The 15,490-nt window shown below is 53.4% G+C and carries 12 protein-coding genes and 4 tRNA genes; 12 read left to right on the top strand and 4 right to left on the bottom strand.

What is annotated here, in order from left to right; translation table 11 throughout:
* Positions 1–67: 67 nt before the first annotated feature.
* The 5 genes from UC14_RS18855 to UC14_RS18835 all read left to right on the top strand — a co-directional run bounded on the left by UC14_RS18855 (position 68) and on the right by UC14_RS18835 (position 2,074).
* A complete protein-coding gene (locus UC14_RS18855) occupies positions 68–1,462 on the top strand; it encodes an amino acid permease (protein WP_013577525.1) in 1,395 nt (464 codons plus the stop codon).
* 143 nt (positions 1,463–1,605) lie between these two features.
* Positions 1,606–1,682, top strand: a tRNA-Arg gene (locus tag UC14_RS18850).
* A gap of 65 nt (positions 1,683–1,747) precedes the next feature.
* A tRNA-His gene (locus tag UC14_RS18845) sits at positions 1,748–1,823 on the top strand.
* Between the two features lie 29 nt (positions 1,824–1,852).
* Positions 1,853–1,938, top strand: a tRNA-Leu gene (locus tag UC14_RS18840).
* A 59-nt stretch (positions 1,939–1,997) separates the two neighbouring features.
* Positions 1,998–2,074: transfer RNA gene (locus UC14_RS18835), tRNA-Pro, on the top strand.
* A gap of 590 nt (positions 2,075–2,664) precedes the next feature.
* Here UC14_RS18835 and hemY read toward each other — a convergent pair.
* Genes hemY through hemC form a run of 4 tightly spaced genes read right to left on the bottom strand, consistent with a single transcriptional unit; the run spans position 2,665 to position 6,717 of the window.
* Entirely contained in the window at positions 2,665–3,861 is a 1,197-nt protein-coding gene (gene hemY, locus UC14_RS18830) for a protoheme IX biogenesis protein HemY (RefSeq protein ID WP_013577524.1), read from the bottom strand.
* 3 nt (positions 3,862–3,864) lie between these two features.
* Positions 3,865–5,016, bottom strand: a complete 1,152-nt coding sequence (gene hemX / locus UC14_RS18825) for a uroporphyrinogen-III C-methyltransferase (RefSeq protein ID WP_013577523.1) — start codon at positions 5,014–5,016, stop codon at positions 3,865–3,867.
* A 13-nt stretch (positions 5,017–5,029) separates the two neighbouring features.
* Positions 5,030–5,779: a uroporphyrinogen-III synthase gene (gene hemD / locus UC14_RS18820; RefSeq protein ID WP_037035461.1), complete on the bottom strand. Its 750-nt coding sequence runs from the start codon at positions 5,777–5,779 to the stop codon at positions 5,030–5,032.
* Positions 5,776–6,717 (bottom strand): hydroxymethylbilane synthase, encoded by a 942-nt coding sequence (gene hemC / locus UC14_RS18815; RefSeq protein WP_112198177.1) that lies wholly within the window; start codon positions 6,715–6,717, stop codon positions 5,776–5,778. The genes hemD and hemC overlap by 4 nt, the downstream gene beginning before the upstream one ends.
* Positions 6,718–7,044: 327 nt before the next feature.
* Here hemC and UC14_RS18810 point away from each other — a divergent pair, with 327 nt between their 5' ends.
* The 7 genes from UC14_RS18810 (at position 7,045) to uvrD (ending at position 15,470) form a co-directional block, all read left to right on the top strand.
* Positions 7,045–9,603 (top strand): class I adenylate cyclase, encoded by a 2,559-nt coding sequence (locus UC14_RS18810; protein ID WP_013577520.1) that lies wholly within the window; start codon positions 7,045–7,047, stop codon positions 9,601–9,603.
* A 158-nt stretch (positions 9,604–9,761) separates the two neighbouring features.
* Positions 9,762–9,965 (top strand): lipoprotein, encoded by a 204-nt coding sequence (locus UC14_RS18805; protein ID WP_013577519.1) that lies wholly within the window; start codon positions 9,762–9,764, stop codon positions 9,963–9,965.
* 96 nt (positions 9,966–10,061) lie between these two features.
* Entirely contained in the window at positions 10,062–10,886 is an 825-nt protein-coding gene (gene dapF, locus UC14_RS18800; RefSeq protein WP_013577518.1) for a diaminopimelate epimerase, read from the top strand.
* Positions 10,883–11,587: a DUF484 domain-containing protein gene (locus UC14_RS18795; RefSeq protein WP_013577517.1), complete on the top strand. Its 705-nt coding sequence runs from the start codon at positions 10,883–10,885 to the stop codon at positions 11,585–11,587. The genes dapF and UC14_RS18795 overlap by 4 nt, the downstream gene beginning before the upstream one ends.
* Positions 11,584–12,495: a tyrosine recombinase XerC gene (gene xerC / locus UC14_RS18790; RefSeq protein WP_037035463.1), complete on the top strand. Its 912-nt coding sequence runs from the start codon at positions 11,584–11,586 to the stop codon at positions 12,493–12,495. The genes UC14_RS18795 and xerC overlap by 4 nt, the downstream gene beginning before the upstream one ends.
* Positions 12,495–13,211, top strand: coding sequence for a 5-amino-6-(5-phospho-D-ribitylamino)uracil phosphatase YigB (gene yigB / locus UC14_RS18785; protein ID WP_037035464.1), 717 nt, complete (start codon positions 12,495–12,497; stop codon positions 13,209–13,211). The genes xerC and yigB overlap by 1 nt, the downstream gene beginning before the upstream one ends.
* 96 nt (positions 13,212–13,307) lie before the next feature.
* Positions 13,308–15,470, top strand: coding sequence for a DNA helicase II (gene uvrD / locus UC14_RS18780; protein ID WP_013577514.1), 2,163 nt, complete (start codon positions 13,308–13,310; stop codon positions 15,468–15,470).
* Positions 15,471–15,490 lie beyond the last annotated feature (20 nt).

Below are 15,490 nucleotides of genomic sequence, written 5' to 3'. Positions count from 1 at the left end.
TCACAAATAAAAATAACATTTCGGTCATTCCGGAAGGCAAACACAATTAAAGAGAAACTGAGGAACTATGGCGAATCAAGAGGAAAAGGGTGGGCTACACCGGGGGCTTGAAGCGAGACATATTGAGCTGATAGCGCTCGGCGGCACCATCGGGGTTGGATTATTTATGGGCGCGGCCAGTACCCTGAAATGGGCCGGGCCGTCAGTATTGCTGGCCTATATTCTGGCGGGTGTGTTCGTCTTCTTTATCATGCGCTCGATGGGCGAGATGCTGCACCTGGAGCCCGTTGCCGGTTCGTTCGCCGTCTACGCCCATAAATATCTTGGGCCATATTACGGCTACCTGACCGCATGGAGTTACTGGTTTATGTGGATAGCAGTGGGGATTTCTGAAATCACCGCTATCGGAGTATACGCCCAATACTGGTTCCCGGATTTACCACAGTGGATCCCCGCGCTGATGGCTGTGGCGATTGTAGCCGCCGCGAACCTTGCCGCCGTTAAACTGTATGGCGAAATGGAGTTCTGGTTTGCGCTGATCAAAATCACTACCATCATTGTGATGATCGTGGTGGGGCTGGCGGTAATCTTCTTCGGCTTTGGCAATCACGGCGAAGCTGTCGGTTTTGCCAATCTGACCGCGCACGGTGGTTTCTTCGCAGGCGGCTGGAAAGGTTTCCTGTTTGCGTTGTGTATCGTTGTGGCGTCCTATCAGGGCGTGGAACTGGTGGGGATTACCGCCGGTGAAGCGAAGAATCCGCAGGTTACGCTCAAACGCGCTATCAACAATATCCTGTGGCGTATCCTGATTTTCTACGTCGGTGCGATTTTCGTCATCATCACCATTTTCCCATGGAACGAAATGGGCACACACGGCAGCCCGTTTGTCCTGACATTCGCGAAGATTGGCATTGCTTCGGCGGCTGGCATTATCAACTTTGTGGTGCTGACGGCGGCGTTGTCCGGCTGTAACAGCGGTATGTACAGCTGCGGACGTATGCTTTATGCACTGTCGAAGAATCGGCAGTTGCCTGCGTTTCTGAGCAATGTCTCGAAAAGTGGTGTGCCGGTTTACGGTATTGCCATCACCATTTTGTGTCTGCTGGTCGGTTCGTGCCTGAACTACATCATCCCGAATCCTGAGAAAGTGTTCGTGTATGTCTACAGTGCCAGCGTACTGCCGGGCATGGTGCCGTGGTTTGTGGTGCTGATCAGTCAGTTACGTTTCCGTGATGCACATAAAGAGAAACTGAAAAACCATCCGTTTAAATCGGTTCTCTTCCCTTATACCAACTACCTGACGCTGATTTTCCTGGCATGTGTGCTGGTCGGTATGGCGATTAATCCGGATACGCGGGTTTCTTTACTGGTCGGCGGTATTTTTATCGCGGCAGTCTCGCTGATATACTTCGGTCTCGGCATGCATAAGCGCGCTGCGCTGACGGCAGAAAAAGCAAAATAACGTCGTAAGTCACGGGTGGGGAAGGCAAGATGCTTACTTTTACTGCGTATTGGATAAAGCGTAATCAAACGCAATATTTCTGATAAAAAGCACTAGACAGCCAAGCGTTAAAACCGTAGTATCCCCACCCGCAACGGCGCTAAGCGCCCGTAGCTCAGCTGGATAGAGCGCTGCCCTCCGGAGGCAGAGGTCTCAGGTTCGAATCCTGTCGGGCGCACCATTTAGTATGCGCTAGAGTTGCGGTGGAATGTTGAAGTCAGACAATTCACGTTAGTTAGAGATATGGTGGCTATAGCTCAGTTGGTAGAGCCCTGGATTGTGATTCCAGTTGTCGTGGGTTCGAGTCCCATTAGCCACCCCACTCTAAAAATGATTTTGTGATTGTGACATGCGATGGTGGCGGAATTGGTAGACGCGCTAGCTTCAGGTGTTAGTGTCCTTCGGATGTGAGGGTTCGAGTCCCTCCCTTCGCACCACACACAAAATACATTTAAATGATGCAGTTAGCGTCAGAAAGTAGTAAGATGCACGACATCGGCGAGTAGCGCAGCTTGGTAGCGCAACTGGTTTGGGACCAGTGGGTCGGAGGTTCGAATCCTCTCTCGCCGACCACATTCGAAGAAACCTGCTTTTTTAAAGCAGGTTTTTTTTCGTCTGGAGTTTCTCAACTCACCCTGTTGTTTATCTGCGACATTCCGCTGTATGCCTGTCTCTTGCAGGAGACACTTATCTTATTGATAAATAAAGCTTCACATAAGCTGACATTCACACGTCGCTCACTGGCGACAGAATGGCGGTTTAACGGGAAGTCTCTGGCTTTCCAAAAATTGACTGCTGAGGGTTAGTGAAAATAAAGCTGTTAATTATCAGTTAAATAAAAAATTTTAAACGGACTCTTGCCATATTGGCACGCGTCCTGCAATATTCCCGCCGTAGATGCTCATTCCACCTATTATGTTTGCTCCGGCTTCATAAACCTGGGAATGATGCAGAGCCAATTTACAGTGCCTATTGTCATCCTGACCGATAACGCGCAAGCGCTATCATCCAGAAGGCAAAACGTTGAGTGAGGCACTAAATCTGTTGTCCTAGACCTGATTGTTTTTAGACACTTGTCTTCCAGACAAGTGTTTTTTTTGTCTGAAATTTACGACCGACATAAAAAAGGCTCCCGAAGGAGCCTTTTACAGACAGCAAGGTTATTACTGTTGCTGCGAATTATTCAGGGTTAGCATCAGCCCTTCACGGCGCATCTCCGCTGCTTCTGCCGGTTTATGCAGCTTGTCCAGCGCATCAGCCAGCCAGGCGTAATCATACGCGTCAGGACGCTGTTTCAGCGCCTCACGGAAGGCTTCGCTCGCCTGTTGCCATTCACCGTGTTTCATCAGCAACTGACCTAGCGTGCTGCTCAGCAGCGGCGTTGTGCCATTCTGTTTGATCAACTGACGCAGTGTTTTTTCCAGTTGCTCAGGATTACCCGAACGCAGCTTCGGCATCAGCGCGACCAGCCGATCGTCGTACTGGCGTTTCAGCCCGTCGAGGATCACTTCCTGTGCCAGATCCTGATCGTTGCATTCAATCAGATGCGTTGCCATTGCGACCTGCAGGGCCACTTCATGACGGGTTTTACGGCTCTGATCTTTCCACCAGCGCTTCAGGCCTTCGCTGCCTTCTTCAGCCATCAGCTGATTCATCATGCCGATATAAGCCTGCTCCTGAAGCACACGAATTTCATCGTCGGTATGAATATCGGCTTTCGCCATCGACGGTAAAATCTCCAGCAGTGAACCGTAAGCGCCGGTCAGAAGATAAGCTTGCTCTGCCAGACGTAAAACTTCCGGATGACGTGGCGACTGACCCAGCAAACGGTCAACGCCGTGGCGTGCTGCGTGAACTTCACCTCTGGCCAGCTGGATACGTACGCGGGTGATATCGACCGGCATCTGGTCGATATCCGCGATTTCTGCCGCCCGCTCCAGATACTGATTGGTGCGGATATCGTCGCCGCGCTGCTGCGCCGCTTCCGCTGCCAGTAAATAGTTCACCACCGGCTGTTCGGCGTGATCAGCATTGCGCGCCAGCAATTTCTCCATCTGACGATGATCGCCTTCCGCCAGCTTGAGCATAGCTGCGTGAGTTTGCTTACGCGCTTTAGAGCTTTTGCGTCCGGCAAACCAGCCGCGGGTGCGGGCACCGGTACGCAAAACGCGGCGCAGGATCCATTCAATCAAGAACAGCACCACAATCAGCACGATCAGCATGATGACTAAACCGGTGACGCTGGTTTCAATATTGTAATTGTCGGTTTGGATCAGGACATAGCCCTGATGGCCGGCCAGAATCGGGCCGACAATAATCCCGGCAAACACAATCAGGAACAACACGAAAACTCGTAACATGTGTTATTCCCCCTGCGTGGCGGCGGCGGGCTGCTGAAGCAGGTTACGCACGCGGGTCTGCATCAGTTTTTCCAGCATCGGCTGGCTTTTCAGCTCCTCCGGCACGTCCATCGAAACAGATTGCTGGCTGAGATTGTCCAGTTCTTCAAGAAACGCTTTGGTCGAAGGATCGGACGTATCAAAGTAGGCGCGAACCCAGGTTGAGACGCTTTCCAGCGACTGTTTGTAGACTTCATCCTGATGACGCGGAACGGCTTGTGCGGCAATCAGCAGACGCGAGCGAATATTCTCGCGCAGGTACACATCCTGATTCGGTGCCAGGAGCGGTTCTGCGCTGCTATCACGGCGGCGAATGGTGATGAAGTCATCCATAAAGTTGTGCCAGCTTTTGGTCAGGTTCTGACGCCATTCGGTCAGAGAGCTGGACAAGCTGGAACTGTCATTGTCCATCGGGGAATCGTCAGTATCATTGTCGGCCAGACGCAGGTTATCCACCTGATTCGATAGCTGATTCAGCTTGAGAATGATGCCGTCGAAATCGACCTGCGCAACGGCAGAAAGGCTGCCCACGTCTTCGTTCAGCGCACGGCGCACGTCAATCAGGCTCGGATCGTTCATGTCGGCCAGGCTGGCATCTGCGCTTTTCAGCAGTGCGGCAGCGGTGGTGACATCCTGATCGCTCCACAATTTGCGGCCAGCGAGTTTCACCAGATAATCGGCCTGCGCCAGTAACCAGGTTTTGGCATCGCTGCCGGAAATGCTGGCGACTTTGTCTTGTAGCTCATTTAGCTGACGACCAAAGGAAGCCTGCTGACGATCGGCCTCTTGCCGGGTTTTTTGCTGCTGAGCGAGCAGATCAGCGATTTGTTGTTTGTCCTGCTGCTGGGTTTTTTGCAGCGCATCGAGTTGTTCAGAAAGCGCTTCATCTGAGGCAACCTGCGCCAGCGACTGCTGGTGGCCGTGATAATAGAGACCGGCGCCAAGCGCGATCACCAATACAATTGCTATAGCACCCAGTACCGGCGCCGTGCGTTGCTTTTTCTGCAACGTTTTCAGCGTCTTGTCCAGGTCGGAAGCGTCTGGCTGGGGGCTCTCAACCGCTGGGGAGACAACAACATTCTCATCCGGCGCGGAAGGATTTTTTTGTTCCGTCATTTTGGCACATCCCTTAGTCAGGTAGTTGTAATGCGCGGATCAGCGCATCATTGTCTGCATTCTCAGCAACCCGAATTGCGCTCCAGCCAAGCTGGCGTGCAAGGGCTGCCAAACGTTCACTGACCACCACCAGATTACAGCGCAGTAACCATGAATTTCGGTAGTAATCAGGAACTAACTGGTACAACTGTTGCAGCATTTCTCCGCTGGTCACGACCAGCGTATCAACTCCGGCCCGTTGCCAGAGTGCACTCTGTTCACTGGCATCGTAGTAAACCGGGCTGCGCTGATAACATTCGCAGTAAGTGACATCGACACCGCGTTCTGTCAGCGTTTCGGCTAACAGCTCCCGTCCGCCATTACCGCGTAATATCAGCGCTTTTTTACCCTGTATGCGTTGCAATGCCGGAAGATTCAATAACGTCTCGCTGGTTTCGCCATCCTGAGGATAGAGAACCGGCAGGCTGCTGACCCGGTGGAAAATCAGGCCAGTGGTGCGACCAATGGCAAAATAATTCACGGTGTCCGGCCAGTTTGTGGCGGACTGGCGCAAAGCCCGGTCAGCGTAACTGACGGCATGTTGCGAGAGCACGAACACCAGATCTTGCTGATTTAATGAGGATAGCAGGTTCGGAAGCGATGCGAGCTGGTTCCCCGGTGCAAAATCAATCAGCGGGGAATGGAAGGCAACCCGCCCCAGAGCGCGCAGCCGGCTAACCAGTGCTTCTCCTGCCGGAGAGGGGCGGGTGACCAGAATGGTCATTTAGGCACGTTCCCCTGATAGACCTCATGCAGGATTTCGCGCGCGCCGTTGGCGAGCAGCTCTTCTGCCAGGTCGACACCCATGCGGTGCGCGTTAGCGGCCGGACCGCGACGTTCTCCACACACCATCTGGCTGCCATCCGGTGCGCCGACCAACGCACGAAGCCAGAGCTCGTCACCTTCCAGCTCGGCATAGCTGCCGATTGGCACCTGACATCCCCCTTCAAGACGCATATTCATTGCCCGTTCAGCTTGCACACGTAACGTGGTTTCATGGTGCGCCAGTGGTGCCAGCAAGTCGCGGGTAGTTTGATCGTCAAGGCGGCATTCGATACCGACGGCACCTTGTCCTACAGCGGGCAGACACTCTTCCGGTGTCAGTGCGTAAGTGATGCGGTTTTCCAGACCCAGACGTTTCAGGCCAGCGACAGCCAGAATAATGGCATCGTATTCACCGTTATCGAGTTTGGATAAGCGGGTGCCCACATTGCCGCGCAGATCACGGATCATCAGATCAGGACGTTTCTGACGCAACTGACACTGACGGCGCAGGCTCGATGTTCCGACAATACTGCCTTGTGGCAAATCCGCCAGACTGGCGTACTGATTGGAGACGAAAGCATCGCGCGGGTCTTCGCGTTCACAAATAGTGACCAGTCCCAGACCTTCCGGGAACTCTACCGGCACGTCTTTCATGGAATGCACGGCGATATCCGCACGGCCATCGAGCATCGCCAGTTCAAGCTCTTTGACGAACAAACCTTTGCCACCCACTTTGGCCAGCGGGGTATCTAAAATGATATCGCCTTTGGTCACCATTGGAACCAGTTCCACCTGCAAACCGGGATGACAGGCCATCAGCCGGCTTTGAACATATTGTGCCTGCCACAAAGCCAGCGGGCTCTGGCGGGTGGCAATTCGAATGATTTTGTCTACCATGTTTGATACCGTTTAACTGTCTCTGTGCCCATCCTACCACTGACAATAGAAAGCTGTCAGCGTAAGAAGCCATTCGTAAAAGAAGGTTAACGGGTGTTGAAGAGATTTGTTCCGTTTCGGAACAGACGGTAAAATCCAGAGAAGCGGAAGAGTAATTGTGGTGCGTTACTTTCTTTACGGTCAAACAGCAAGGTGTTAAATTGATCACGTTTCCAGCAATTATTCGTCAACTATTTGCACAATCGCGGTTGTTCAAAGCATAAGCATCACGATAAATGACGGATTTGGAACGGGGTTCTTTCCAGACACATAATCAGGCGAAACGTCTTGTACCTCTACATCGAGACATTGAAGCAAAGATTGGATGCGATCAATCAGTTACGAGTAGATCGCGCACTGGCAGCAATGGGTCCTGCGTTTCAACAGGTCTACCAGCTGCTTCCTGTCTTTTTACATCAACATCACCCTCTGATGCCGGGATACCTTGAAGGTAAGGTTCCGCATGGTATCTGTGTTTTCACGCCTGATGAATCCCAGCAAACCTACCTGACTGACCTTGAAGATAAATGGGGCAGCGCGCTCGAACCTCTTGTGAAAGGTGAATTGCCTATCACTGGCGTGTATTCCATGGGCAGCACCTCTTCCATTGGCCAGAGTCAAAGCTCTGATCTGGATATCTGGGTCTGCCATCAGTCCTGGCTCGATAACGAAGAGCGTAACCGCTTACAGCAAAAATGCAGCCTGTTAGAAAAATGGGCGGCCTCGCTGGGCGTAGAAGTCAGCTTCTTCCTGATCGACGAAAACCGCTTCCGCCACAATGAAAGTGGCAGCCTGGGTGGTGAAGACTGTGGTTCAACACAGCACATCTTATTGCTCGACGAGTTCTACCGTACCGCCGTCCGTCTGGCCGGTAAGCGTATTCTATGGAATATGGTGCCGGGTGAAGAAGAAGCGCATTACGACGAATATGTGCTTTCGCTGTATGCGCAGGGCGCACTGACGCCAAACGAATGGCTCGATCTCGGTGGCCTCAGTACGCTGTCAGCGGAGGAGTATTTCGGCGCGAGTTTGTGGCAGTTGTATAAAAGTATCGATTCTCCTTATAAAGCGGTGCTCAAAACGTTGCTGCTGGAAACATACTCCTGGGAATACCCTAAAACGCAATTGCTGGCGATGGATATTAAACAACGCCTGCATCAGGGTGAGATCGTCTGCTTCGGGCTTGATTCCTATTGTATGATGCTCGACCGCGTGACCCGTTATCTCACCCAGATTGAAGATTTCACCCGCCTTGATTTAGTCCGCCGTTGTTTCTATTTAAAAGTCTGCGAAAAACTCTCCCGTGCACGGGCATCGGTCGGCTGGCGTCGTGAAATTCTCAGTCAGCTTGTGGCTGAATGGGGATGGGATGAAGAACGTCTGGCTATGCTGGATAACCGGGCGAACTGGAAAATCGAGCGTGTGCGCGAAGCGCATAACGAACTGCTCGATGCCATGATGCAAAGCTATCGCAACCTGATCCGCTTTGCCCGTCGCAACAATTTAAGCGTCAGTGCCAGCCCGCAGGATATCGGCGTGCTGACCCGTAAGTTGTACGCCGCGTTTGAAGCGCTGCCGGGCAAAGTCACGCTGGTGAATCCGCAGATTTCACCTGATCTGTCAGAAAGCGATTTAACCTTTATTCATGTGCCGATTGGCCGGGCGAACCGCACCGGCTGGTATCTGTATAATCAGTCGCCGTCGATGGAATCTATCGTCAGCCACCAGCCGCTGGAATATAACCGCTATCTGAATAAACTGGTGGCGTGGGCCTATTTCAACGGACTACTGACGTCCACGACACGCCTGCATATTAAAAGCGGCAGCTTGTGTGATATCGCCAAACTGCGCGAACTGGTGGCAGATGTTTCGCACAACTTCCCGCTGCGTCTGGCGGCACCGACGCCAAAAGCGTTGTACAGCCCGTGCGAAATTCGTCACTTAGCGATTATCGTTAATCTGGAACACGATCCGACCGCAGCTTTCCGCAATCAGGTGGTGCATTTTGATTTCCGTAAGCTGGATGTTTTCAGTTTCGGGCAGAATCAGCAATGCATGGTCGGCAGTATTGACCTGCTCTATCGCAACTCATGGAATGAAGTGCGTACGCTGCATTTCAGCGGTGAACAGGCGGTGCTTGAAGCGCTGAAAACTATCCTGGGCAAAATGCATCAGGATGCTGCACCGCCGGAATCGGTAGAAGTGTTCTGCTACAGTCAGCATTTACGTGGCCTTATCCGTACGCGGATTCAGCAACTGGTGTCGGAATGTATTGAGCTTCGCCTGTCGAGCAAACGACTCGAACCCGGGCGCTTCAAAGCCGTGCGTGTTGCCGGGCAAACCTGGGGACTGTTCTTTGAACGTCTCAGCGTTTCTGTGCAAAAGCTGGAGAATGCGATCGAATTCTATGGCGCGATTTCCAACAACAAACTGCACGGTTTGTCGGTGAAATTGCAGACCGATCAGGCGCATCTCCCCGCTGTGATTGACGGCTACGCCAGCGAAGGGATCATTCAGTTCTTCTTCGAAGACAGTTCGGATGACATCGGCTTTAATATCTACATTCTTGATGAATCCAACCGTGTTGAGGTCTATCACCACTGCGAAGGCAGCAAAGAGGATCTGGTGCGCGATGTCAGCCGGTTCTACTCATCTTCCCATGACCGGTTTACCTACGGCTCAAGCTTTATTAACTTCAACCTGCCGCAGTTCTATCAAATTGTGTCGCTCGATGACCGGATTCAGGTGATCCCTTTTCGCAGCAATGCCCTCTCTGCCGCCTGCGCCACCTTGCCTGAAAGCGACGTCGAACCTTCGCGGCTGAAGCAGCAATTCCAGTTGCATTAGAAAAGGTGTCCGTATCACGGACATGTGGCAGATTATCCGGCTTTCCTGCGCTTTAAACCCTGAAAATGTGCCCGGGGGTTTTGTCGATTCCTGTTGCTTTTCATGATCCACCTGCGATTATAGAGAGCTTGGTCGCATGAATTACGGGCATTCATAAAATGAAAAACGCTTTACGCTGGTCTCTGGCCGCGACAATACTCTTTTCTCTCTCCGGTTGCGGACTTAAAGGGCCGTTGTATTTCCCACCGCCGGAAAAATCAGCCACGCAAAAAACCAGCAATGTTCCGGGTACGGCGAACGATGGTTCGTCGCAGGAAAAAGGGGTATCACCAGAAAGCCTCACGACGAACTCCAGAGATTGACCAGCAAATTGTCGGGGGTTTCGTGCCATGCTGGCAGAACCCTCTTCTTAAAGGATCATCGCGACTGGATTTGACCAGCGGTAAACGGAGTCAGTTATGCAGTTCTCCAAAATGCACGGCCTGGGTAACGATTTTATGGTCGTTGATGCCGTCACTCAAAATGTCTATTTTTCTCCCGAGTTGATCCGTCGTTTGTCTGACCGTCACCGTGGCGTAGGTTTTGACCAGTTACTGGTGGTGGAACCTCCTTACGATCCCGAATTAGACTTTCATTACCGTATTTTTAACGCGGACGGCAGTGAAGTCGCGCAGTGTGGTAATGGTGCGCGCTGTTTTGCCCGCTTTGTCCGCATTAAAGGTCTGACAAACAAACGTGATATCCGCGTCAGCACGCAGACCGGCCGCATGGTGCTGACTGTCACCGAAGATGAAGAAGTGCAGGTCAACATGGGCGAGCCGGTTTTCGAGCCGCAACAGGTGCCTTTCCGTGCAGCGAAACCGGAAAAGACCTATATTCTGCGTGCAGAAGAGCGCACAGTATTTTGCGGTGTGGTGTCGATGGGAAACCCGCATTGCGTATTACAGGTGGATGATGTGCTGACAGCAGAAGTCGAGGTTCTCGGACCGATGCTGGAAAGTCATGACCGTTTTCCTGAGCGTGTGAACGTCGGTTTCATGCAGATCCTCAGCCCGGAAAGCGTAAAATTGCGCGTGTACGAGCGCGGTGCCGGTGAAACACAGGCATGCGGAAGTGGTGCCTGCGCGGCTGTGGCGGTTGGCATTCAGCAAGGTTTACTCGCAGAAGAAGTTCAGGTGGAACTGCCGGGAGGCAGCCTCGACATTCGCTGGAAAGGGCCGGGTCATCCGCTTTATATGACCGGACCTGCCACTCATGTTTACGACGGATTTATTCATCTATGAACAATCTTGATGACCAGATTGAACCGGTAATAGCTCTCGACGATGACAGCGTGATGCAATATCTGCTGCAAAACCCGGATTTCTTTATTCGCAATGCGCGCAGCGTCGAGCAGATGCACGTACCGCATCCGGTGAAAGGCAGTATTTCGCTGGTTGAATGGCAACTCGGACGTCAGCGTCATCAGATTGCCCAGCTTGAAGAAGAAATTACCTTGCTGATGGAGCAGGCTTCGGTCAACGAAGCGTTGTTCGGGCGGATGATCGAGCTTCAGGCCACGCTTGCGGCGGCCAGCAGTTTGCAGGATATGCTTAACCGCCTGCAACGCTGGGCACGCAGTCTGGGGCTGGCGGGCGCCAATGTGCGCTTGTTCAGTGAAGGCTGGCGCATCGGCGCGCCATCAGATTTCACTCATCTTGCGGTGAGCCGCAGCGCGTTTGAATCCATGCGCATCCAGCGTCTGGGCGAAACGCCGCATTATCTCGGCGGCCTGAACGGTCCGGAATTACTGCTGTTATTGCCGCAGGCGAAAGCCGTGGGTTCCGTCGCACTGTCGCTGATGGGCGAACAGGGTGAGCTGGGCGTGCTGATTTTCAGCAGCCGTGATCCCCAGCATTATCAGCCAGGAATGGGCACGGTGCTACTCAACCAACTGGCAAAAATGTTACCTGGCCTGCTGGAACGCTGGATCGAACGCGTATGAATCACACCGAATCGCCTCTCTATCCCGCAGTCGAGGCGTTTCTGCGTTACCTGCATGTTGAACGCCAGCTCAGTCCGCTTACCACCACCAATTACAGCCGCCAGTTAGAAGCCCTGATCGCCATCTCCGGCGAGATCGGTATTTCCCACTGGCAGCAACTGGATGCGCCAAAAGTCCGCATGTTACTGGCGCGCAGTAAACGCGCCGGTTTGGGGCCATCCAGTCTGGCGCTGCGCATGTCTTCGCTGCGCAGCTTTCTTGACTGGCTGGTGCGTCAGGGCGTATTAAGCGCCAATCCTGCCAAAGGCATTTCCACGCCGCGTTCACCCAAGCATTTGCCAAAAAATCTTGATGTCGATGAAGTGAATAAACTGCTGGACATCGATCTCAATGATCCGCTTTCCGTGCGTGACCGCGCGATGCTGGAAGTGATGTATGGCGGCGGGCTGCGTCTTTCGGAACTGGTGGGTATCGACTGCAAACATATCGATATGGCCTCCGGCGAAGTGCGCGTGTTGGGTAAAGGCAGCAAAGAGCGCAAAGTGCCGATCGGGCGAACGGCTGTCACCTGGCTCGAACACTGGCTGGAACGCCGCGCTGATTTTAATCCGCAGGATGACGCGATGTTTTTGTCGAGCAAAGGCAGCCGTATTTCTGCGCGCAACGTGCAAAAACGGTTTGCTGAATGGGGCGTGAAACAGGGCGTTAACAGCCATATTCATCCGCATAAACTACGACATTCTTTTGCCACGCACGTGCTGGAATCCAGCGGGGATCTGCGCGCGGTACAGGAATTGCTGGGGCACGCGAATCTGTCCACCACCCAAATCTATACCCACCTCGACTTTCAACATTTGGCGACGGTTTACGACGCCGCGCATCCCCGCGCAAAACGAGGAAAATCCTGATGAAGTTCTATCGTCCGCTGAAACGCATTGAAGCGATCACCTTCGATTTAGACGACACGCTGTATGACAATTACGACGTTATCCGCCGTACCGATACCGAAACGCTGAAATTCATGCAGGGTTTCCATCCGGCGCTGACGGATATGGCACCGGATACTGTCCGCCTGATGCGTGCAGAATTACTGGCGCAGGACGCGGAGATTTATCACGACGTCACCGAATGGCGCCGTCAGGCGGTTTTGCTGGCGATGACCCGCGCGGGTCTGAGTCGCAGTGAGGCTGAGCAGGGCACCAAAGCCACAATGGAAACCTTCGCGAAGTGGCGCAGCAGGATTTATGTTCCGCAGGAAAATCACGACGCGCTGGCGGCGCTGGCCGAACGCTGGCCGCTGGTTGCTATCACTAACGGCAATGCCGATCCGCACGCCTGTGGTCTGGCGCAATATTTCCAGTTTACGTTGCGGGCGGGCGATCATGGCCGTGCCAAACCTTACGCCGACATGTATAAAAAAACGTCGATGAAGCTGGATATCCCGCTGGAAAACATTCTGCATGTGGGCGATGACCTGACGACAGACGTCGCGGGCGCGGTGCGTTGCGGGATGCAATCATGCTGGATTAATTTGCGCGAAGGCGACCTGATGCACATTAACGATGCCCGTCTGTTACCGCATATTGAGATTTCGCAGTTGGCATCGCTGACAGCATTGCTATAATCCCTTCTTAAATTACTCTGTATAAATTCACAGTGGAAATGCATTCGCGGCGATAATTTTCGCGTGAGTGCTTTTCTCATCTGACAAACGGTGCCTATGGACGTTTCTGACCTGCTCGACAGCCTGAATGAAAAACAACGTGAAGCCGTGGCCGCGCCGCGCAGCAATCTGTTGGTGCTGGCCGGAGCAGGCAGTGGCAAAACCCGCGTGCTGGTTCACCGCATAGCGTGGTTGCTGGCGGTAGAAAAGTGCTCGCCGTATTCTATTATGGCCGTCACATTTACCAATAAAGCGGCGGCAGAAATGCGCCACCGTATCGACCAGCTGATCGGCACCAGTCAGGGCGGCATGTGGATTGGTACCTTCCATGGCCTCGCGCACCGTTTGCTGCGTGCACACCATTTAGACGCCAATTTGCCACAGGATTTCCAGATCCTCGACAGTGATGACCAGATACGTCTGATCAAACGCCTGATCAAAGCCCTGAACATCGACGATAAACAATGGCCCCCGCGTCAGGCGATGTGGTACATCAACGGCAAAAAAGACGAAGGTCTGCGCCCGCAGCATGTCGAAACCTACAACAATCCCGTTGAAGCGACCTGGTTACGCATTTATCAGGCCTATCAGGAAGCTTGTGACCGTGCCGGGCTGGTGGATTTTGCCGAGCTGTTGCTGCGCGCCCACGAACTCTGGCTGAACAAGCCGCATATTTTGCAGCATTACCGCGAACGTTTTACCAACCTGATGGTGGACGAATTCCAGGACACCAACAGCATTCAGTACGCGTGGATCCGCCTGCTGGCAGGTGACAACAATAATGTGATGATCGTGGGTGATGATGACCAGTCGATTTACGGCTGGCGCGGTGCGCAGGTTGAAAACATCCAGCGCTTCCTGAAAGATTTCCCGAATGCACAAACCATCCGTCTGGAGCAGAACTACCGTTCAACCAGCACCATCCTGAAAGCCGCCAACTCACTGATTGAAAACAACAATGGCCGTATGGGTAAAAACCTGTGGACCGAGGACGGCGAAGGCGAACCGATTTCACTCTATTGCGCATTCAACGAACTGGATGAATCGCGCTTTGTGGTTAACCGCATCAAAACCTGGCAGGACAACGGCGGTGCGCTGAAAGATTGCGCCATTCTTTACCGCAGCAACGCCCAGTCGCGTGTGCTGGAAGAAGCCTTATTGCAGATGGCGATGCCATACCGTATTTATGGCGGTCAGCGGTTCTTCGACCGTCAGGAAATCAAAGATGCGCTGGCGTATCTGCGATTGATGTCGAACCGCAATGACGATGCCGCTTTTGAGCGCGTGGTGAACACACCGACGCGCGGCATCGGCGACCGCACGCTGGATGTGGTGCGCCAGACAGCACGTGATCGTCAGATGACCATGTGGCAGGCCACCCGCGCGCTGTTGCAGGAAAAAGTGCTGGCAGGTCGTGCGGCATCTTCACTGCAACGCTTCACCGAACTGGTTGACGCACTGGCGCATGAAACCTCAGATATGCCGCTGCACGTGCAGACTGACCGGGTGATTAAAGATTCCGGCCTGTTCATCATGTATGAGCAGGAAAAAGGCGAAAAAGGGCAGGCGCGAATCGAAAACTTAGAGGAACTGGTGACAGCAACACGCCAGTTCAGCTATCAGGATGAAGACGAAGATCTGATGCCGCTGCAGGCGTTTCTGTCGCATGCCGCGCTCGAAGCAGGCGAAGGGCAGGCGGATGCCAATCAGGACGCTACGCAGCTGATGACACTGCACTCGGCCAAAGGGCTGGAGTTCCCGCAGGTGTTTATCGTCGGCATGGAAGAGGGCATGTTCCCGAGCCAGATGTCGCTGGAAGAAGGCGGACGTCTGGAAGAAGAACGCCGTCTGGCGTATGTCGGCGTCACCCGCGCTATGCAGAAACTGACCCTGACCTACGCGGAAACCCGCCGTTTATACGGCAAAGAAGTGTCTCATCGCCCGTCACGTTTTGTCGGCGAACTGCCGGAAGATTGTGTCGAAGAAGTCAGGATGCGCGCCAGTGTGTCACGCCCGATGAGCAACCGCAGCGTCGGCACGCCAACCAGCGTCAGCGACACCGGCTTCAAACTCGGCCAGCGCGTTGTGCATCCTAAATTCGGCGAAGGTACTATCGTCAATATGGAAGGCAGCGGCGAACACAGCCGTCTGCAGGTGGCGTTCCCGGGCGAAGGGATTAAGTGGCTGGTTGCCGCCTACGCCCGCCTCGAAGCCGTCTGATTTTTAACTCCCTCCCCTGC

This window comes from Rahnella sp. NRRL B-41462 (assembly GCF_003263525.1).
Lineage (GTDB): Bacteria > Pseudomonadota > Gammaproteobacteria > Enterobacterales > Enterobacteriaceae > Rahnella > Rahnella aceris.
Note: the sequence above shows the minus strand (reverse complement) of the source record. Positions and strands in the feature narration are given on the sequence as shown.

Coding starts and splice junctions, on each gene's coding strand:
- yigB (WP_037035464.1), top strand. CDS start 12,495: ATGAAGTTCTATCGTCCGCTGAAACGCATTGAAGCGATCACCTTCGAT.
- UC14_RS18795 (WP_013577517.1), top strand. CDS start 10,883: ATGAACAATCTTGATGACCAGATTGAACCGGTAATAGCTCTCGACGAT.
- hemD (WP_037035461.1), bottom strand. CDS start 5,779: ATGACCATTCTGGTCACCCGCCCCTCTCCGGCAGGAGAAGCACTGGTT.
- hemX (WP_013577523.1), bottom strand. CDS start 5,016: ATGACGGAACAAAAAAATCCTTCCGCGCCGGATGAGAATGTTGTTGTC.
- uvrD (WP_013577514.1), top strand. CDS start 13,308: ATGGACGTTTCTGACCTGCTCGACAGCCTGAATGAAAAACAACGTGAA.
- hemY (WP_013577524.1), bottom strand. CDS start 3,861: ATGTTACGAGTTTTCGTGTTGTTCCTGATTGTGTTTGCCGGGATTATT.
- UC14_RS18805 (WP_013577519.1), top strand. CDS start 9,762: ATGAAAAACGCTTTACGCTGGTCTCTGGCCGCGACAATACTCTTTTCT.
- UC14_RS18855 (WP_013577525.1), top strand. CDS start 68: ATGGCGAATCAAGAGGAAAAGGGTGGGCTACACCGGGGGCTTGAAGCG.
- dapF (WP_013577518.1), top strand. CDS start 10,062: ATGCAGTTCTCCAAAATGCACGGCCTGGGTAACGATTTTATGGTCGTT.
- xerC (WP_037035463.1), top strand. CDS start 11,584: ATGAATCACACCGAATCGCCTCTCTATCCCGCAGTCGAGGCGTTTCTG.
- hemC (WP_112198177.1), bottom strand. CDS start 6,717: ATGGTAGACAAAATCATTCGAATTGCCACCCGCCAGAGCCCGCTGGCT.